The following is a 19,133-nucleotide window of genomic DNA, read 5'->3' on the forward strand; positions in this document are numbered from 1 at the left end:
AGCATTAATGATGGTTATCAGAACTGCAAGGATTTTAATATTCCAGTTTAATGTCTTTGAATACAATGGACTTGTAGCCATCGAGTTCATATAGGACTCCTACACTTTTCTTCCCCGTCTGCACCAGATCCGAATAGGCGGTGTAATCCCTTTCGCCGTTTTTGCTTTTGTCTACCAGATATTGCTTCGTCCAGGTTTTTCCATCGTCAAAACTGATCCTTAACGTGAGATTGTCACGGTTTTTGGTGTCGGCTGCGTTAGAGAATGCAAGGATGTTTTGTTTTTTGTTTTTGCCAATAGTGAGAATGCTTCCTTCGCAAACGGGATCGGGCAGGTTATGGTCAAAATAGGTGGTATCCCATTTCACGCCGCCATCGCTGCTGACCGCCACAATGCGCGCACGCACATCGCCCTGCTGATTTCTTGCATTGAACATCACCCTTCCACCCGAAATTTCTGCCGCCGTAGCTTCGTTGGAGCCTTCAAAAGAAATGGTTTCGCTGAGCTTGAATGTCTTGCCGTGATCATCGCTGTAAAATGCATGTGCCTGATAATCTGCACTTTTTGGCTTTGGATCGCCCGCTGAATGGTTGGCGGCAATGTAAATCCTTCCCTTATACGGGCCTTCGGTGAGTTGCATGCCGTGACCGGGCGTGTTGGCGTAGCTTCTCCAGTCTTCACTGAAATTATAAGCCGCATTCAAATCCGGCATTTTGGGTTTGTGAACCTGCGTAGTAATATTCACAGGTTCGGTCCAGGTTGCGCCCGCGTCTGTGGAAGTTATATACCAGACTTCACGCAGTCCTTTGCCCTTCCGGACTTCGCCTTCGTGGTTATTGCCTGTATTAAAAAATAAAAACAGCCGCCCTTTCGGAAAAGCCGGATCGCTCAGATCGAACACCGGGGCTGGATTTCCGGCTTGCAGCTTGTCATAACCCGCCACCACTTGCGATAGTGACCAGGTTTTACCTTTGTCTTTGCTGCGTTTCATCACAATGTCGATGTCACCAAAATCGCCGCTTCCGGCTACGCGGCCTTCGGCAAATGCGAGCAAGTCACCATTCGGCGCACGAACAATGGCGGGAATCCTGAATGACTTGTAACCTTCTGCGCCCGACACGAAAACGGGCGTCTGCGCGTGAACGGCAAGTTGACAAATCAATAATGCAATGAGGGTGAATTTTATGATTTTCATTTTCAAAAGTTCTGTTTTTCTGTTTCCAAAATGTTTGTCTCCGCTGTATTTCCAACCAATTGCTGCATTAGCTGCGCGCAATACCATTCCTGTCGCGGCAGGTGGAACGGGCCTTTGAACAAATTACCTTTGGCCGTCTGCGCTACGCTTCCGTCGCGGTGCAGGTAACCAAACCATTCGCCTTGCTCCTGGTCGTGGAAATGGGTGTAGGCCCAATCGTGCACCAAGGTGTGCCATTTCGCGTATTTTTTATCCTGTGTAAGCGTATAAGCCAGCAGCGTGGCGATAATTACTTCATTATGAGGCCACCAGAACTTCATATCCTGCCAATATTCCTGCACCGGCCTGCCATACACATCCCTGAAATAATAGATGCCTCCAAACTCCTTATCCCATCCCCGTTCCCACATATAATCGAGCATTTTACAGCCCAGCGCGATCAGGCGCGGATCATTATTGCGGTATTTGGCTTCGTGTAAAATAAACCATGCTCCTTCGATCGCGTGGCCAGGATTGAGCGTGCGGCCATCGATATGGTCGATAATGCTGCCATCCGGCGCCACTTGCTCCATCACACATTGAATGTCGTCTTTGACAAAATCCCTTTCTATTTTTTCAATAAACTGGTCGATCAAGGCATCACAACGCGGATCGCCAATGGTTTCGCGGAGTTGCTGGGCGGTGTTCATCAGGATCATCGGCACACCGATTCCCTTGGCGGGGCGCGTGGATGTGAACTTCGGTTCGAGCAGTCCCGGGGTGGTCGCATATTCAATGCATTTGCCAAAGAGACTGCGCGCTTTTTCAGCCGCTTCCTGGTCGCCGCTGGCTTTTGCGTAGGCTGCATGGGCGATGACGGCGAATGTTTCGGAGAAGAAATAGCGGCGTTTGCGGATGGGCTCACCGTTGCGCGTCATGTGGAAAAACATGCGTCCGTCGGTGTCAAAACAATGTTTATTTAAAAAATCAATGCCCGATTTCGCACCTTCCAGCCATTCCTGCCTCGGCTCCACAGTGTTATATAGAGTCGCCAGCAGCCATGCCGTGCGGCCCTGGATCCAGACGGCCTTGTCGTCGTCGATCAATGTTCCGTCGTGATCACGCATTAAGAGATATCCGCCAAACTCCTCATCCAGCGACCTCGGGAACCAGAACGGCAACGTGTCGTTCAGCAGTTGATTTTTGTAAAAATCCCCCAGGTTTTCCAGTTCTGATTTTGTGTAATGCATTGCTTTTTATTTTACTGCTATTGAAAAAGTCGAAGCAGGCAAACCCGCCTCATTATAAAGATTTGCGCGTGTAAATGCCTGATAGGCGTATAAAACAGTCCTGATCCGCTCGCCAGCAGGAACATGAATGATCACTTCGTCACCTTCAATTCTGGCATTGGCCACGAGTCGTTTGCCGCTCTCGGTTACCAATTCAAAGCCGGTCATTGGCGCATTGTTTTTGGTTAAAAGCTTTTGTTTTGGCAAAGCCTTGTTATGATCTAATGTTGTTTTTTCAATTAAAAACTGAATCCGGATCGCTCCGTTTTTTAACGTGGCCCTTTGAGGAACCGGACCATTGGCCATAACTGACTTTTGATAATGATCCCGAAGCGCCAGCAATGCCAGCCGCTCCCCTACTTCCTTTTTACGGGTCGGATGCACATTTAGTGAGTCACCAAAGTCATAGCTGACCGCCATGCCGGAATTTGGAATTTTAGTCAGCAGCTTTCGTTGCGAATCCCGGAATTCGGGCCAGTAAGGCCGTTCTATGCTGGATAATTGGACATAATAAAATGGAAATGTGTCACGCCACTTTTCGCGCCAGCTTTTCACCAGCATCGTAAAAAGCTGCTCGTGCAGCGGCACATTGAACACATTGCTTTCGCCCTGATACCAGATCACGCCCGTAATCGGGAAACCGGTGAGCGGCGCGATGCCTGCCTGGAAACTGTAACCAGGCTGGTAAGGGTGCTTTTGATCTTTGGATTGGGCATTAGTAATGTTTTTGGCAGCGCGTTCGCGGCACCAGTCCATAACCAGGTCGGAATGCGACCAGTCACCGAGCATGCCGGCGAATTGCGGATCTTGTTCCAAAAGTGCGCGGTCGATCCAGGATTCCGTCGGAGAACCGCCCAATGCGACCTGGATGAGGCCGATGGGCACATTGGTTTCCTTTTTTATTTGTTTACCAAAATAATAAGCGATCGCTGAAAATGAGGCCGCGGACACTTTATCGGGCGATTTCCATTTGCCTGAGAAAAATTCATATCTATTAACCTTCTCCAATGATGCGGAATCCCAGGCCACGTCACCCGTCGAAACAGCGCCCGCCATTTTCAGCAATCGCATCTCGGGATCGAACTGACCCTCCTGCAATTCGTCGGGTCCCGTTTGCGCATCACGCAATGCAAAATCCATGTTCGACTGTCCCGAACAAAGCCACACATGCCCGATCAGCACATCATTAACATTGATTTTCTGCTCATTAGCCGCAACGGAAATTACATAAGGACCACCCTCTTTCGCAGCCGGAAAAACCACATCCCATTTCCCGGATTGATCTGCTTTTGTCCGCATTGTCTGATCCAGAAACTGAACTGTAACATTGCTCCCGCTTGCCGCTTTTCCATAGATTTTAATAGGCTTGTTTCTTTGCAAAACCATGTGATCCGAGAAAACCGGGGCCAATGTAAGCTTGCTATCCACGCCATTTTGGGCTTTGCAAAAATCAAAAGCGAGCACATTCAGCAACAGCAAAAACAGGAATCTGACCATCATTCGTACATTGTTAACCCCTTTAAATCACGATCTGCGGGCATCATTAAACTAAATAAATAACCGAAAACGACGCAGCTTACCAGGCCGGTGAAGGCGTACATCAGCAAATGAACGCTGGTGTAATGCTGGATCAGGATCTGCGTAAAGCAGCTGATCGCCATACCGATCATCACACCGTTTCCGCTGGCTTTTTTGGTGAAAATGCCGAGAATAAATGCGCCTCCGATACAGCCTGTGAACAAGCCAAGAATGGTGTTAAACTTATCCCAAAGCGAAGAAACGCCCTTATGCGCCATGTAGAGCGCGATGCAGGTTACGAAAATGCCGAGTAACAATGTTGTGGTTCTGGCAAAGAACAGCGTTTGTTTCGGTGTGACTTCGGGTTTGAATTTTTGGTAAAAATCGGTGGTCAGCAAGGTTGCCGTGGAGTTCATGCTCGCCTCTGTGCTGCTCATCGCTGCGGCGAAAATGCCTGCAATAAGCAACCCCGACAATCCTGCCGGAAGCTGGCTCACGATATACCACGGAAATATGTTGTCCTGATCATTCAAAGCCATATTAACCTCCTGCGGATGCTCGCGGAAAAACAAAAACAGCAAAGTCCCGATCGAGAAGAAAACCAATGTCGAAGGCAATGTGAGCCACGCGCCGAGTTTCAGACTTTTGATCGATTCTTTTTCGGATTTGGTCGTCAGGTAACGCTGTACGGTGGTTTGGTCTGTCCCGTAAGTCAGTAAGTTGATAGCCAGCCCGCCGATAACCACCACCCAGAATGTGGGTTCGGTGAAATCGAAACGGAAATCGAAGACCTTTAATTTATCGGCGTTGTCCAATGCCTTGAAGCCTGCATCCCAGTCGGTGATGTGAAACGGCAGGTAAAACAGACAGAACAACGCACCGGTTGCCAGGATCAGAACCTGGATCACTTCCACCCAGATCACGGCTTCGATGCCGCCTTTGACGGTAAAGAAAATGCTGATCGCCCCGATCATAATGATGCAGATGTTGATGTCGATGCCTGTTACCAACGTGAGCGCAATGCTCGGAAGCAGCACCACGATGCCCATCCGGCCGATTTGGAGCAGCACGTAAAGTGATGAGGCCATCACGCGCGAACCGTAATTGAAGCGCTTACCCAGGTATTCATATGCCGACGTCACGTGCAGCCTTCTGTAAAAAGGGATGAAATAACGGGCCACCAGCGGCATCACCATAATGATCGTCATAAGCAGGAAAAAGTACGTCCAGTCGGTCCCGTACGTTTTCGCTGGAATGCCCATGAATGTGATCGCACTGAGTTTCGCCCCGAAAATGCTGATGCCCGCAGCCCATTGCGGAATGCGCTCGCCGCCTTTGAAATAGTCGTCGGTGTTGCTGGTCTTGCCGGTAAAAAGGAATCGTCCGGCAGTCATCAACAGGAAACAAATGCCCAACACGGCCGAGTCGATCCAGGAAAAGAATGGCTTGTGCTGAATGCTGCCTTTGGTAATGATGGGTGTGCGCGTGCCGGGGCGGATTTCGCCGCTGGGGATGAAAATGTCGTTGTCCCATTTCACGGCAGTGGTCGTGACCTGCGCCGGGCCGGGCAGCGCGTCGAGGGTAGTCCAGGCGTTGGTAATGGTGTTGTATAAATAAATGTCTTTGCTGAAACCTGCATGGGAAGTCAGCAGCGCTACTTTTTCGGCTTGCAGTTTTTGTTTCAATGCTGCGGTTTCTGCTTTTGCAATCTGCGCATTGAATGTTTCGATCTGGTGAAACACATTGCCTTTGTCCCCGCCGATGAGCAGGATGTAGGAGGCGCCGCTGGCCACGCCCGTCCCCGCCGACCAGGTGGTAACCTGCTTTCCATCACTGATATCGGCCAGTTTCCGCCATGTTTTTTTGGCCGGATCATACGTAAAATTGCTGCTATGCAAATCACTGATCCCACTCGCCGTCGCGCTTCTTCCGCCCAGCACATACACTTGCGGCTGCTTGCCATTGTGCTGCGTCACCACCACCGAATGCGACATGGCAACCGGCAATGCAGGCAGGATTTCCCACTTCGGCGCAGCATCTGAGAGGTTTAATGCAAAAAACTGGCTGGACGGCTTGCCATTATTTTCCCCGCCTGCCACATAAATGACGTTACCAATGCTGGTCGCGCCGGCATTGGCCAGCGCAACCGGCATATCCGGTAAGGGTTTAGAAATTATTTCTTTTTTTACAGCATTCCACTGCATTAAAAATGCCTTGTTGCTCACGCCATTCTCCTGCTCTCCGCCGAGACAAACAATGCCGTCCGCGACAGTCGCGCTGGCTCCGTAAGCCGTTTTAACGGGCAAATGAGCTGTGTTGATCCATTCGTATACATCCTGCTTTTTCTGCAAGACATAAATCTCATCACGGTACACCTTTTTGCCGCCTTCCCAAGGCATACCATTGGGGAAATTAGCGCCGCCGCCCACGATGAGCACACCATTGTGCACGCCAGTGAATGCACCGGCTACGCCCAGCTGTTTTTGGCCGTCGGATGCGGGCGGCAGGTTGGTTAATTCCGTCCACACGATCTCATTCGCCTTTTGATCCTGGGCATGCAGGGTTGGTGACCACATAAAATGTAAGCAAAGTAGAAAACAGAGAAAAGGAATCTGGCGCTGCATCAATGAGTGGTTTTGGCCATCGCCTGGCCTGATTTAAATGTATCAAAATCCAGCGCGGCAACGTCCGATTGGAATGCGGCAAACTGCGCCTCGCTCATGTTTTTTACCGGCAGGCGAAATGTACCACAATCCATCCCAACAACCTTCATATAAGCCTTACCAACGGAAATTCCACCGTATTTGCCCAAAAGGCGGATCATATCAATCGACTGCTGCTGCAACGCGCCCGCTTTGGCCATATCATTTTGTTCAAATGCCTCGATCAGCGCATGATACAGTGGCGCGGCGTAGTTGAATGTGCTCCCTACTGCGCCTTTCGCGCCCACAGCCAGCGCAGAAAGCATATTTTCATCACGTCCCCAGAGCATATCATATTTGCCATTCTGAAAATTCAGGCAAGATTGAAAATCCATAAAATCCTCATGCGTATACTTGATGCCCGCAAAATTCGGAATTCGCCCGTCAATGGCTTTCAGCAAATCGAACATGGCAAAACCGACGCCGGTCAGGACCGGAATGTGATAATAGTAGAAGGGCATGTCCGGCACCCGCTCGGCAATGGCGATAATGCATTCCGCCAGCATTTCCACATTAGCGGGTTTGAAATAAAACGGGCTCGTGAATGAAACCGCGTCTAATCCAATCTCCTGGGCATGTTTGGCCAGCTCAATGCAATCGGCAAGGCAGGTTCCGCCCAGCAGCGGCATAATGGTAAAATCATTGTCGTCGCCGGCGCAATCTGCCCACGCCTCGGCCACCTGCTTTTTCTCGGAAACGGTCATGGAAACGCCTTCACCCGTGGAGCCGCAGATGAATGCGCCTTTGATGCCGTTTTGTTTTAAAAATTGGTAATAAGCCGGGATCAAATCCAGGTTAAGGCTGCCGTCGGCGCGCATGGGTGTAAACGGAGCGGCAATGAGGCCTTTCAAATGTAAATTCATAATATATTAGTGAAAATCTGATGCTTAATTAGGTCTTGCAGTGGTGTAACCCGGCGTCTGCGCCACAAGCGGATCGTTGGTCCAGATGGCAGCCTCGATAGGCCACAAAATCCGGTACGCCTGGGTGGTTTTGTCCAGGACTCCGTAAGGATGGTTTGTGCTCTTAAACATAAGAGGTTCAGCGCCATACTTCATCCGGCGCAGGTCGTACCAGCGCTTTCCTTCGTGTACAAATTCTTTGGTACGCTCCTCAAAAATCGCCAGCTCGTTGGCATCTTTCCCTGCATTCTTAAATGGCTTCGGATCTTTCGCAGGCGCAAACGCGCGGTCACGCACGGGCTGAATGAATTGTGTGGGATCGCCGCCCTCTGCATTCGTGATTTCGGCCAGCATCAGGAGACGATCTGCTTCGCGGTAAACGGGCCAGTCGTCGGAAAAATAGCGCTTGTTGGCATCAATTGTTCCCAGGAATTTGACCAATGCTGTATTTTTGATCGTGGTCACATAGGGTTTCACGTCTGTGCTTACTTTGTAATAATCGTAAAAGGTCGCGTTGCGCCTGCTGTCGGCCACATCGTAAGACTGGAAAAGCTCGAACGTATAAGCATACCGCTGGATCACCTGCTGCGAATTAGGCGCAGCCAGTACGAGCGGGTCCACGAGGAAATTTCCTACGCCTGCGCTCACCGTCGAGTCTTTATAATGCAGCCCGTTGAAGTTGAAAGTCGAGTAAGTGTAAGCCGCCACGCCGCTCATTTCTGCCTCGCCCACCCGGAAACGGATCGCGAATATGATCTCGTTGTTATTTTTTTGATTATAGGCGAATACATTGGCAAAATTTGGAAGTAATGCCGCGCCGGTCACTGCATTCAATGCTGTTTTGGCTTCCGCCAGATCGGCCGTTGCGCCATACACTTTGGCAGACCACAGAAAAACCTCTCCTTTCAGCATCAAAGCTGCATTGGGCGACCATTGACTTTTATCAGTAACCGCAGCCTGTGCTCCAAAAAGCGAGATCGACTTGTTCACATCCGCCTTCACCGCCGCCAGCACATCCGCCTCGGCTGCGCGTGCTTTCCGTAAAATCACCGCATCGGTGGTCCCATTCAAAACATCCGCTTCCAGCACCAGCGGCACGCCGCCGTAAGTTCTCAGCAAGTGGAAATAATAGTAAGCGCGCATGGCATAAGCCTGGGCCAAAAGGTAACTTTTGCGCGTTTCGGACAGGAATGTGATGGCTTCTACTTTTTGAATAAATAAGTTGAGCTGCAAAATAGGCCCGTAGAATCCGGCCCAGTTGTTCACGCCCGAGGACGTTTCTTCAAGCCGCTGTTCGATCACGGGCAACTCGTTCAGGGACGTCGCCTGGCGGTCGACCGTGCTGTAATTTCCACCACGCATTTCGCCCAGGCGCAGAAACTGAAACTGATTATCACGGAATTGCTTGTGCAAACCCACCATAAAGTTACTTACCTGCGACTCGTTCTGCCAAAAGTTGCTGTCCCCGAAATAATCCTGCGGAACGAGTTCAAGCGCATCCTGGCAGGAGCTGCCCAGCACCGAAAGCAGTGCCCAGCAGATGTAAATTCTGATTTTTTTCATCATGTCAAAAAGTGAAGTTGGCTCCGAGAATAAGGGTTGTAGGAATAGTATAAGCGCTGTTTTGCGAGCCGGTGCGCTCGGGCAGGCTCAGCATTTTGTTGGTCACATAGCCCAGGTTCTGGCCCGTCGCGGTGAATGTTAACCCGGCAATTTTAGCCCGCTGCAACAGCGATGAGGGAACAGTGTAGCTCAGGGAAACTTCGCGGAATGCGAGGTAAGACGAGTTCACCCAGAACATGCTGCTCGGGCGGTCGAAATTCTTGGAATTCAGCTGATCGGCCCAGGTGTAGCGCGGATATTTTGCATCCGGGTTGTCGGGCGTCCAGGTTTCTTTTACCATTTCGGTTGCATTGAATTCACCCTGGAAGCTGCCCAGCGACCACATTTGCTGGAAATCCATTTGTTTGTGTCCCAGTGCAAAGTCCATCCGCGCGAAAAGCGAGAGGTTTTTCCAGCGGATCGTCGTGTTGAAACCGCCCGTCCATCTTGGAATCGTCCGGCCCAGTGAAACCATGTCCCGCGTATCAATCGTGTCGTTCTGATCCAGATCTTTCCACATCATATCGCCCAATTGCGTCGAAATGTAAGTGGCCCTGTTCAGATTTTTAGAATTGATCAATGCATTGCTTGCCACCCGTTTTCCGGCCGACGCGCCATATTGCACTTCGCCGGCGGCGATGTCTATTTTGTTGTATTTGTCAAGATCTTCGCCCGTGCGGATGATGCCATCGCTCACGTAACCAAAAATTTCCCCCGGCTCCTGCCCTTCCTGCAAGCCGCCCGCCCAGATCACATTGCCTGACCGCGGATCGTAAATGCGCTGCCCGCCCTGGCGGTTATTGGCATTGCCATTGAAAGGCAATTTCAGCACCAGATTCTTGTTATAAGCCGCATTCGCTCCGATCTGCACCGTGAAATCCTGTTTTTGGACCGCCTTGAAAATTCCTTCCAGCTCCACGCCGCGGTTGCGCATGCTCCCGTTATTGGTACGAATGCTCGTCACACCTGCGGATGTCGGCAGCAATACGCTGGCAATTTTGTCCGTAGTCACGCGGTTGTAAACGGCAATGTTGGTTGTAATGCGGTTATTAAAGAATCCCATTTCCACGCCTGCTTCCACCGTATTGCTTTTCTCCCATTTCAGGTTCGGATTGGCTACGCCGGTTTGCAAAAATCCAATGCTCCCATTGTAGGGAATTTGCGAATTATAAGCGCCCTGCAACTCATAAACACCGATTCCGTTGTTGGTACCAATGCCGATGTTGCCATTTTTTCCATAACTCGCACGCAGTTTCAGGAAAGAAAGCCATTGCTGGGTAGAGGCCATAAATTCCTCCTTATGCACAAGCCACCCCGCGGAGAATGCCGGGAAAGTGCCAAATTGATTATCGCCAATCAGCCTCGAATAACCATCACGTCTAACTGTAAACGAAGCCAGATATTTGCCGTCGTAGTCATAATTCAATCTGGCAAAACCCGAGATAATGCGTTCCTGGGTATGGTAGGAATCGATGCTGCGCGTGTTGGCGTCGTTGATCGTCAGGCCGAGATCCTGAAAATCGTCTGTGGGCGCCAGTCTGCCGGCTGCGGAGAAACCACGTGTGGCTTCGTCGTAATATTCAAATCCGGCCATGGCGTCGATGTAGCTTTTGCCAAGGAATGATTTCTTATAGTTCAAAATGGCATTGTAAGTCTGACGGATGGTGCGGTCGAAGCCTGCGGATGAAGCCCTGTCCCTGTTCCAGCCTGTGTTCGGATTCGTCGCGCTCATGATCCCGATCCGGAAGTCGCGGTTGAAGGATTCGGCTTCGGCTTCGTCGTACATTAATATCCCGCCCACGCGCAAAAACAAGTCATCGCTGAAATCAACTTTAAATGCTTGCCCGAGCGTGAATTTGTCGGACTGGTTTCTTCTTTTGTACTTGTCCAGGTTCAGGCTGGGATTGCCGTCGTTGGCATCGCGGCCGAGGATCAGCTCTCCGTTAGCATTCGTCCCGCGCATCGTAGGCGGCGCGGAAAGCATTCTGCCCCAGTAGTTTGCCTCGCCGTTTTGCAGCGACTGGTCCCGCCAGTTAGCACGTGCAAATGCCAGACTACTCTCTGATTTCAGCCAGCTTTTGATCTTGTAATCACCATTCAATGTAAAGGTTAACCGGCGATAGAATGTGCCAAGCGACAGTCCGTCTTCATTGTAATAGCCCAGATTAGCATAGTAACCGCCTTTTTCATTTCCGCCATTCATCCCAATGTTATAATCCTGAGAAATAGCGGGCGATTTGAATGCATAATCTCCGTAATTGAAGCCTTTGTAGATCAGATCCGCATTCGTCCCGTTGGGATCGTAAGCGCCTGCTTCATTGGTTTTAATAGGATCTTTCATCGTTTTCCAGCCGTCGTTAGCACTCAGCAATTCGCGGTTCTGGTCGGTGAGACGCATCGTGCTCCATATCGCGCGGGAATCGTAGTTTCCGTCCAGAATGTTGCCGTTTGCATCTTTATATAAGTTGCCTGTGCCGCGCGGACCAACGCCGCTTAGCAGCGATGAAGTGGTAACGCCGTTCTTAATGGCTTCCACCACGCCCATCCGCGTCCATTTGATGTAATCTTCCGCGTTGAGATAGTCGTAAGGCACATTCAGGAAGTTGATCCCGGTTTTGGATTTAAATGTAATAGAAGAAGAACCGGCCTTCCCTCTTTTGGAAGTGATCAGCACCACACCGTTGCTGGCGCGCGCTCCGTAAATAGCTGTGGCAGAAGCATCTTTTAACACTTCCATGCTCTCAATGTCATCCGGGTTAATGTCGCTCAGCGAGCCGCGCACCTGTCCATCCACTACGATAAGCGGACTTCCGCTGCCGTCGAAATTGGTCCCGCCGCGCAACGTGATGGTTGCTACTGAGCCGGGGCGGCCCGTTGCCGTCGATACGCGCACACCGGCAATGGTCCCGGCAAGCGCCTGGGCCGGATTGGACCGCATACCCGTTTCCAAAACCTTGGCGTCCAGCTTGGCAATGGACGAAGTGATCTTGGTCCGACTGGCTGATCCATAACCGGTTACCACGACTTCATTCAACGAGGAAACATCCGGTTTAAGGACTATATCCAGCGTCGCAGCCGCGCCCGCAGGCACTTCCTGGATCACGTAACCCACCATTCTGAACTGCACCACATCGCCGCCGCTCACCTGGATCGAATAATCGCCGTCCACCGAAGTTTCTGTGGCAACGCTTTTTCCTTTGAGCAAAACCGTGACGTTCGGAAGCGGTTGCTTGTCGTCCTCGGAAATCACCTTGCCGGTGAGTAACCTCCCCGACTGCGCTTGCAGAGCCATTGCCAGGCAAACCCCGGCAAGGCTCAAAAGCACTTTCAGGCGCGTAATGTTGAATTTCATAAAAAGGTTAAGTTTTAGGATTTGTATTATGTATGACATAATAAAGGTAAAGGGTTAACGGTGTTGATTCCAAGCATCTTGTGAAAATTATTTTTTATGATGGTAAATTGATAATAAAAAAATCCACTTGCGGATTGGAAGAAAACCCGCACATTTGTCATACATAATACGCCTTACGCTTCAAATGGACGACATTTTTCACAACATCAAGAGCATTGACACCAGCTCGCTGGTAGACAAAGTTGAGAGTAACCTGATTGCTTTATTTATTGAAAAGAATTTCAAAGTGGGCGACTCCATCCCCAAAGAATTGGAATTGGCGCAGTCGCTTGGGGTAAGCCGGACGGTGGTGCGGGAGGCCATGCTGCGCTTGCGGCTGATGGGATTGGTGGAATCCAAAAAGCACCGCGGCGCTGTGATCACCAGCCCCGACCTGGTTTCAATTTTGGAAAAAAGCATGAACCCGAAGATCCTGGATGGCAATACATTGAAAGAGATCTTTGAAATGCGCCTGTCGCTGGAAATCGGGATGGCCGACTTTATTATGGAGCGCGTTACGCCCGATGATATCGTTGCTTTGAAAGTTCTCGTGGAAACCGAGCCCTCATCCTCGGACCGGATGCTTTTCCAGATCGAGCATGAGATCGCATTTCATGGAAAACTCTATGAGATCACGCGCAATGAGACCATGAAAAAATTCCAGCGGTTGCTTTTACCCGTGTTCGATTATGTGCACAAAAGCGGTTTGCTGCGCAAATATTCATCGAATGCAAATTTCGTCTCGCACAAAGGACTGGTGGAAATTATTGAAAACGGGAATTCCGAGCAGTTGCGCAATGCCATGCGGAGCCATTTGGAAAATCATTTTGCACGGCTTTTTATGAAGTAAGGCTCATTAACAATACGAACATGGCTGATCATTTGATCCAACATTAGGTTAATCACCATTATACCTGTAATTTTACAACTGCAAAAATAAAAATGCGGCGTTTTAATGACGCCAGCATCTATTTTGGTTTTTGAAGTCAAGTTTAAATTACATTCACAGTGGAGGTTTTTGACCAATTCATCGACCTGTTTGTTCACCTGGACAAGCATCTCGGACAAATCATTCAGGACTACGGGGCATGGGCCTATGTCATTCTTTTTATGATTATTTTTATTGAAACCGGTGTTGTTTTCATGCCTTTTTTGCCGGGTGACTCATTGCTTTTTGCAGCTGGCATGATGGCGGCCAAGTATCCGGAATCCCTGAATATATGGCTGGTTGTGATTTTGCTCCTGATAGCAGCAATACTGGGAGACACCTGCAATTATCTGTTTGGCAGATATTTTGGACATAAAGTATTGGGAATCAAAGTCATGGGAACCGCGCTGATCAAACCCGAGCATCTTGCGCGGACGCAGGGATTTTATGAGAAATACGGTCCTTCAACGATCATTATTGCCCGGTTTGTGCCGATAGTCAGGACGCTGGCCCCGTTTGTAGCGGGTATTGCAACAATGAATTATAGTGTGTTTTTCAAATTCAACATTATCGGAGCCATCCTATGGGTAGTTAGTCTGACGATTGGTGGCTACTTTCTTGGAAACATCCCGATGGTGAGAGACAATTTTGAAAAAGTGGTTTTAGCCATCATTGCATTATCGGTGTTGCCGATCGTATGGCAGTTCGTTAAGGCAAAATTCGTTTCCTCCGAGGTGCCAAAAGCGTCTGAATCTATTTAACAGGATGTATTCAAGCAATCAGGCGCTGGCAAGCTCAAAGTAAAAACTGCTGCCCATCCCGATTTCGCTTGTTACGCCAATGCTGCCGCCCTGCGCCTCGATGAACTCTTTACTGATCGCCAGCCCGAGGCCGGTGCCGGTTTTTGAGCTGCCGGGAACTTGGAAATAGCGGTCGAAAATTTTGGTCCGGTAACGGCTGTCGATGCCTTTACCTTCATCCCGAACCAGGAATTTGACGCCTTGCTGGGTGGGTGTGAGTTGAATGTGAATTTTGCTGTCTTCTTGTGAATAACGGACTGCGTTAGTCAAGAAATTGATTAGTACCCAGGCCGTTTTTTCCATGTCCGCCTTTACGTCGGCGAGCTGATGTTCTGCCTGCACCACGAGCTCGATGCGTTTTTGCTCAATCGGTGTTTTGACAGCATCCACGGCGTATTTCAGGATTGCATACGGGCTGCTCGACTGGATGTTCAACTGAATATTCCCCGTTTCAACCTGAGACATATTCAGCAGCTCGCCGGTGATTTTCAGCAGCCGGTCGCTGTCTTCTTTAATGCTGGACATTAATTGTTTTTGCTCCTCGTTCAGATCCCCGGTATGCTGGCTTTCCAGCAGTTGCAGGCTCATCTTGATGGAAGCGATGGGTGTTTTCAGTTCATGGGAAACGGTGGCGATGAAATTGGTTTTGGCAAAATCAAGCTCTTTGAAAGGCGTAATGTTCTTCAAAAGGATCACCTGACCGATGAATTTTTTCAGTCGCTCACCCGTCGGAACGATCGTGATATCGACGATTTCCTTTTCAAAGTAGCTTTCTTTATTGTCTGCATAAATTTTCAGCGACGGCACTGCGGCATTCGCGCTATTGGCATGCAGCCCTTCTTTTTCCTCGATCAACGCACGGATCAGATCATTCTGCTCTGCCAGCTCAATGGCCGATTTTCCCAATAAATCACTCACCGCAATGCCGGTAATCTTGACGGCTTCTTCATTGGCAAACAGCACCTTTTTGTTTTCATCCAGACCGATAACGGGCTCGTGCATGTTGTTGATCAGGGCTTCAATGCGCTTCTTTTCCACCAGGATCTGCGAAAGATTGCTGTTATCATATTCTTCGAGTTTCTCGGCCATCGTATTGAATGAACTCGCCAGCTCTCCAAACTCATCCTTACCAGAAAAATGCAGCCGCTCGGCATAATTCTTCGCTGCAATAGCGCGGATACTTTCCGTCAGCTCGCGGATCGGGTTGCCAACATTACCCGGCAAATTGACCAGCAGCGTCAAAGCGATCAGAAAGCAAACGGTTCCCGTCAGCGCGATCCAGATAAACGCCGAATGCACCGTATCCAGCGCCTTGTCACTCTTCGCCCGTATCGCTTCCATGTTAACCCGCGTCAGCTCAGCCAGATCATTTCTGATCAGGACCGGCATTTGTGGGTTATTTAAATCTTTTTTCAGAGAATCATAATGACCCGCAATTTTATTGGTCACCTCCCCTTCTCCCGGCTCGGTCACATTCGACCGCTGTTCTTTCAGGTTTTGCTCAAATCTGGCTCCTGCTTCGGGGCCCTGGTGGATCTGATCGAGGGCCAGGAACATGCTGCGACTGTAATCCAGCGTCTTATAGTTGTCCTGCAAGATGTTTTCAGTGTCCTCTTTGAGCGTATAAATGTAGCCCGCGGCAATCACGGACAATGCCAGGATCATCAGAAACAGCACGCCCAGTCCGAGTCGCAGTTTGGTTTTTATTTTCATAGAAAAAGGCGAAGTGGTTACGCTAAGACAAGATAACCAGGTCGATATCAGAAGATGAAAGTTTTTTCAAAAGATTATTAAAAAGGTTGGTTGCCAGGATCACCCGCAGCAGGTTTATATGCGGCTTACCCAGACAGATCGTGGTAATTTCACGCTGCTCGGCGACCTGTATAATCGCCTCAGACACATTGGTATCCTGGACCCGTATGATCTCTGCGCCCATTTCGGTGGCCAGTTTGAAATTATTGATCAAATGCCGCTGCTTGTCCAATGCAATCTTGTCCTGGCTTTCGTTCGGGGTCTGCACGTAAAGGACAAACCATTTGCTGTTATAATAGCTGGCCAGCCGCGCCGTTTTGCGGATCACATGCCGGGCCGTGCTTTCGTTGCTGCTGATACAGGCCAGAAATTTCTCCCTTTTCGAGGCAACCAGCTTGGGAATTTCCGTTTCCACCTTACGCTCCACCTGGCTCGCCACTTCTTTCAATGCAAGCTCGCGGAGTTGCAGGATATGGTCGGGTTTGAAAAAGTTATTAAGTGCTGTCTGGATTTTTTCAGGCTTGTAAATTTTACCCTCTTTCAGTCGCGTAATGAGCTCGTCGGCAGTTAAATCAATGTTGACAACCTCGTCCGCTGCGCCCAGCACGCTGTCCGGAATGCGCTCTTTCACCTCCACGCCCGTAATGCCTTTTACTTCTTCATTCAACGATTCAATGTGCTGAATGTTCACTGCGCTGATGACATTGATGCCTGCTTCGAGGATTTCGAGCACGTCCTGCCAGCGCTTGTCATTCTTGCTGCCTTCAATGTTGGTATGCGCCAGCTCGTCCACCACCACAACCTCCGGCCTGAGGCTAATCACGGCTTGCACATCGAGCTCGTCGAGTTCTTTTCCTTTGTAAAAAAGTTTGCGGCGCGGGATCACCGGCAGTCCGTCGAGCAGATCGTGCGTTTCTTTCCGGTTATGCGTTTCAATGTAGCCGATTTTGACATCGATCCCATTGCGCAGCAGGGCGTGCGCTTCCTGCAACATCCGGAATGTCTTGCCAACACCAGCACTCATGCCAATGTAAATCTTGAATTTTCCACGCCTCGATTTTTTGATCAGATCCAGAAAATGCTGCGCACTGGGGTTGGTTTCGGACATTGGGTTTAGGTGTAGGGTTGATTTTGTTTTGAAATTGAATATTCAGTGAATGATGCCAGTGTTATTGTCAGCCTGAGCGGACCGGTCCGCCGGGCAGTCGAAGGCGCGCTACTTCTTGGTAACGTGCCTTCGACTCCGCTCAGGCTGACAACTGTCCTTATGAGAGACAATATCAATAAATATGTTATCTAACTGACTTGACTAAATATTAAAAAGCAACTGAAATTGAAGTGGTCAGAAAAAAGTTATTCTTTCTGGACATTGCTTCCGCTCCTGCCTGATTCCTTTCAAGGAATATCCGGTCTCTGCTGCTCAGGTTTCTGGCTTCCACGCGCCAGAGCACGCCCGGGAAAACGGCATAGTCAATGTTGACGGACAGGCCGAAAGTTTTGAAACCATTCTCCGTGCCCGTCGTAATGATCACGCCGTTTTGATCCTGAAAATATTCACCTCTCGCTGCAATGTTAACCTTTGAAGATGGTGAGTAGCGTACGATTAATGTGGGCACCACCCAGTTGTTGTATTCGCTGCTTCCCTTCGCTTTCTGCTCCGTTCCGTAGTCGAAACCGGCCGTGATCCCGAACTTTTCAGCAAGCTGAAAAACACCATAAAAGTTGTGATAATAACGCATGAGCCTGGCACTATCCGGCTTGTCTGATCCCATGAATGTGCTGTAATTCAATGTGACATTAGCGGCCGGCTTGTAGGTAACCTGCGTCCCTAAGGCAGGCATAGTGTTTCCATCCACGCGCTGCATGCGTTGCCAACCATTGAGATACATGGCGGACACATAAAGCTTTTCATCTTTTGTTGTAAAACCCAGCTTCAAGCCCGACTCAAAGTAGGGCGTATTTTCAGCCACCAAACTCCTGGTCAATGCCCAGTTATCCTTGCCGACAGCACTCTCGAAACCAATGTGCGACGGCATAATCCCGGCATCCAGCCATAGGTTCACATTTTTTGAAATTTTCAGACCAATGTTGGCTCCAAAGACATTTTTGAGCACGCCCGGCTCTGCCGCATAGTTCGCATTCACGTAGGTTCCGGCTGCCAGGGCCAGGTTACCTCTCACGCGGTCGGTTGTGTAGTTTGCTTTGATAAAGCCGAGGTTCAGATTCACTTCGCCAATGCGGTTGAAATTGTAAAGAAAGCCCGGAGCCGTGTTGTTGAGCGGCCTGTTGAAATCGTAATTGTAATAAGCCTCTGCATATCCGCTGATTGTCAAAGGGTTCGTAGTTTTCGTGGAATCCTGCGCCATAGCCGATTTTAGAATTACTAAACCGAATGCAGCCAATAATAAACTTTTCATTGAAAATGTACTGTAAATGAATGTAGCGGCGCTGTTGAAAACCTCGCTCCCCGCGTCGCTGCCGGTAAGGATCAGGGCATGTTTTTATAATTTTTCCAAAGCTATATTCAGGCTCAGCACATTCACTTTTTCAGGTCCAAACATGCCTAATAATGGTTTTTCCGTGTGCTCGCTGACAAGCTGTGCGACTCTTTCTTCGGAAACTTTCCGAGCAGCAGCCACCCTTTTTACCTGGATCAACGCAGCCTTAGGCGAAATATCCGGATCAAGTCCGGAGCCGCTCGCAGTCACCAGCTCGACGGGAATATCTTTCTTGTCAACGCCCGGATTATGCATCAAAAATGTATCGATCCTGGCCTGCACCACAGCCAGATATTCCGGATTGGAAGGTCCCTTATTGCTCCCGCCGCTTCCAGCCGCATTATACTCCACAGCGGAAGGGCGACTGTTGAAAAACCCGTCTGCTGTAAATTTCTGACCAATGTTGGCATAGTAACGTTTACCATCAGCAGTAACCGTCTCACCCCGACCACCGTCGGGCGTCATTTGCGCAATTGCCCAAACCACAGCCGGGTAAACCACACAGAAAAACAGCAGCGTTACAATCGTTAATCTGATTGCGGGAAATATGTTCGTTTTCATGTTTTTAGCTTTTCAG

13 protein-coding genes are annotated in these 19,133 nt (G+C 49.6%); 2 read left to right on the forward strand and 11 right to left on the reverse strand.

Annotation, left to right across the window (positions count from 1 at the left end; genetic code table 11):
* Positions 1 to 34: 34 nt before the first annotated feature.
* The 7 genes from L0660_RS08170 to L0660_RS08200 are packed head-to-tail and all read right to left on the reverse strand — an operon-like array spanning position 35 to position 12,539.
* Positions 35 to 1,195 (reverse strand): exo-alpha-sialidase, encoded by a 1,161-nt coding sequence (locus tag L0660_RS08170; RefSeq protein WP_235159037.1) that lies wholly within the window; start codon positions 1,193 to 1,195, stop codon positions 35 to 37.
* 2 nt (positions 1,196 to 1,197) lie between these two features.
* Positions 1,198 to 2,424 carry an AGE family epimerase/isomerase gene (locus L0660_RS08175; RefSeq protein ID WP_235159038.1) on the reverse strand — a complete coding sequence of 409 codons (1,227 nt, stop codon included), beginning with the start codon at positions 2,422 to 2,424 and terminating at the stop codon, positions 1,198 to 1,200.
* Between the two features lie 6 nt (positions 2,425 to 2,430).
* A complete protein-coding gene (locus tag L0660_RS08180; protein ID WP_235159039.1) occupies positions 2,431 to 3,963 on the reverse strand; it encodes a sialate O-acetylesterase in 1,533 nt (510 codons plus the stop codon).
* Positions 3,960 to 6,557: a sodium:solute symporter family transporter gene (locus L0660_RS08185; RefSeq protein ID WP_235159040.1), complete on the reverse strand. Its 2,598-nt coding sequence runs from the start codon at positions 6,555 to 6,557 to the stop codon at positions 3,960 to 3,962. The genes L0660_RS08180 and L0660_RS08185 overlap by 4 nt, the downstream gene beginning before the upstream one ends.
* 47 nt (positions 6,558 to 6,604) lie before the next feature.
* Positions 6,605 to 7,546, reverse strand: a complete 942-nt coding sequence (locus tag L0660_RS08190) for a dihydrodipicolinate synthase family protein (protein ID WP_235159041.1) — start codon at positions 7,544 to 7,546, stop codon at positions 6,605 to 6,607.
* A gap of 24 nt (positions 7,547 to 7,570) precedes the next feature.
* Positions 7,571 to 9,151 (reverse strand): RagB/SusD family nutrient uptake outer membrane protein, encoded by a 1,581-nt coding sequence (locus L0660_RS08195; protein WP_235159042.1) that lies wholly within the window; start codon positions 9,149 to 9,151, stop codon positions 7,571 to 7,573.
* Between the two features lies 1 nt (position 9,152).
* Positions 9,153 to 12,539 carry a SusC/RagA family TonB-linked outer membrane protein gene (locus L0660_RS08200; RefSeq protein WP_235159043.1) on the reverse strand — a complete coding sequence of 1,129 codons (3,387 nt, stop codon included), beginning with the start codon at positions 12,537 to 12,539 and terminating at the stop codon, positions 9,153 to 9,155.
* A gap of 154 nt (positions 12,540 to 12,693) precedes the next feature.
* On the opposite strand from L0660_RS08200, the gene L0660_RS08205 reads away from it, so the two are divergent.
* Positions 12,694 to 13,428 carry a FadR/GntR family transcriptional regulator gene (locus tag L0660_RS08205; RefSeq protein ID WP_235159044.1) on the forward strand — a complete coding sequence of 245 codons (735 nt, stop codon included), beginning with the start codon at positions 12,694 to 12,696 and terminating at the stop codon, positions 13,426 to 13,428.
* A gap of 158 nt (positions 13,429 to 13,586) precedes the next feature.
* Positions 13,587 to 14,267: a VTT domain-containing protein gene (locus L0660_RS08210; RefSeq protein WP_235159045.1), complete on the forward strand. Its 681-nt coding sequence runs from the start codon at positions 13,587 to 13,589 to the stop codon at positions 14,265 to 14,267.
* 18 nt (positions 14,268 to 14,285) lie between these two features.
* Here the strand turns inward: L0660_RS08210 and L0660_RS08215 are convergent, their stop codons facing one another.
* From L0660_RS08215 to L0660_RS08230, 4 genes are all read right to left on the reverse strand, one after another.
* On the reverse strand, positions 14,286 to 16,019 hold the full coding sequence (locus L0660_RS08215; protein WP_235159046.1) for an ATP-binding protein: 1,734 nt from the start codon (positions 16,017 to 16,019) through the stop codon (positions 14,286 to 14,288).
* A 22-nt stretch (positions 16,020 to 16,041) separates the two neighbouring features.
* Positions 16,042 to 17,166 (reverse strand): universal stress protein, encoded by a 1,125-nt coding sequence (locus L0660_RS08220; RefSeq protein WP_235159047.1) that lies wholly within the window; start codon positions 17,164 to 17,166, stop codon positions 16,042 to 16,044.
* 208 nt (positions 17,167 to 17,374) lie between these two features.
* On the reverse strand, positions 17,375 to 18,475 hold the full coding sequence (locus L0660_RS08225) for a porin (RefSeq protein ID WP_235159048.1): 1,101 nt from the start codon (positions 18,473 to 18,475) through the stop codon (positions 17,375 to 17,377).
* Positions 18,476 to 18,559: 84 nt separating this feature from the next.
* Positions 18,560 to 19,117: a K(+)-transporting ATPase subunit C gene (locus tag L0660_RS08230; protein WP_235159049.1), complete on the reverse strand. Its 558-nt coding sequence runs from the start codon at positions 19,115 to 19,117 to the stop codon at positions 18,560 to 18,562.
* Positions 19,118 to 19,133 lie beyond the last annotated feature (16 nt).

This window comes from Dyadobacter sp. CY351 (assembly GCF_021502625.1).
In the GTDB taxonomy this organism is placed as follows: Bacteria; Bacteroidota; Bacteroidia; order Cytophagales; family Spirosomataceae; genus Dyadobacter; species Dyadobacter chenhuakuii.

What these genes read in the sequence shown, in the direction of transcription:
- L0660_RS08170 (WP_235159037.1), bottom strand. Translation starts at nt 1,195, where the DNA reads ATGAAAATCATAAAATTCACCCTCATTGCATTATTGATTTGTCAACTT.
- L0660_RS08175 (WP_235159038.1), bottom strand. Translation starts at nt 2,424, where the DNA reads ATGCATTACACAAAATCAGAACTGGAAAACCTGGGGGATTTTTACAAA.
- L0660_RS08180 (WP_235159039.1), bottom strand. Translation starts at nt 3,963, where the DNA reads ATGATGGTCAGATTCCTGTTTTTGCTGTTGCTGAATGTGCTCGCTTTT.
- L0660_RS08185 (WP_235159040.1), bottom strand. Translation starts at nt 6,557, where the DNA reads ATGTGGTCACCAACCCTGCATGCCCAGGATCAAAAGGCGAATGAGATC.
- L0660_RS08190 (WP_235159041.1), bottom strand. Translation starts at nt 7,546, where the DNA reads ATGAATTTACATTTGAAAGGCCTCATTGCCGCTCCGTTTACACCCATG.
- L0660_RS08195 (WP_235159042.1), bottom strand. Translation starts at nt 9,151, where the DNA reads ATGATGAAAAAAATCAGAATTTACATCTGCTGGGCACTGCTTTCGGTG.
- L0660_RS08200 (WP_235159043.1), bottom strand. Translation starts at nt 12,539, where the DNA reads ATGAAATTCAACATTACGCGCCTGAAAGTGCTTTTGAGCCTTGCCGGG.
- L0660_RS08215 (WP_235159046.1), bottom strand. Translation starts at nt 16,019, where the DNA reads ATGAAAATAAAAACCAAACTGCGACTCGGACTGGGCGTGCTGTTTCTG.
- L0660_RS08220 (WP_235159047.1), bottom strand. Translation starts at nt 17,166, where the DNA reads ATGTCCGAAACCAACCCCAGTGCGCAGCATTTTCTGGATCTGATCAAA.
- L0660_RS08225 (WP_235159048.1), bottom strand. Translation starts at nt 18,475, where the DNA reads ATGAAAAGTTTATTATTGGCTGCATTCGGTTTAGTAATTCTAAAATCG.
- L0660_RS08230 (WP_235159049.1), bottom strand. Translation starts at nt 19,117, where the DNA reads ATGAAAACGAACATATTTCCCGCAATCAGATTAACGATTGTAACGCTG.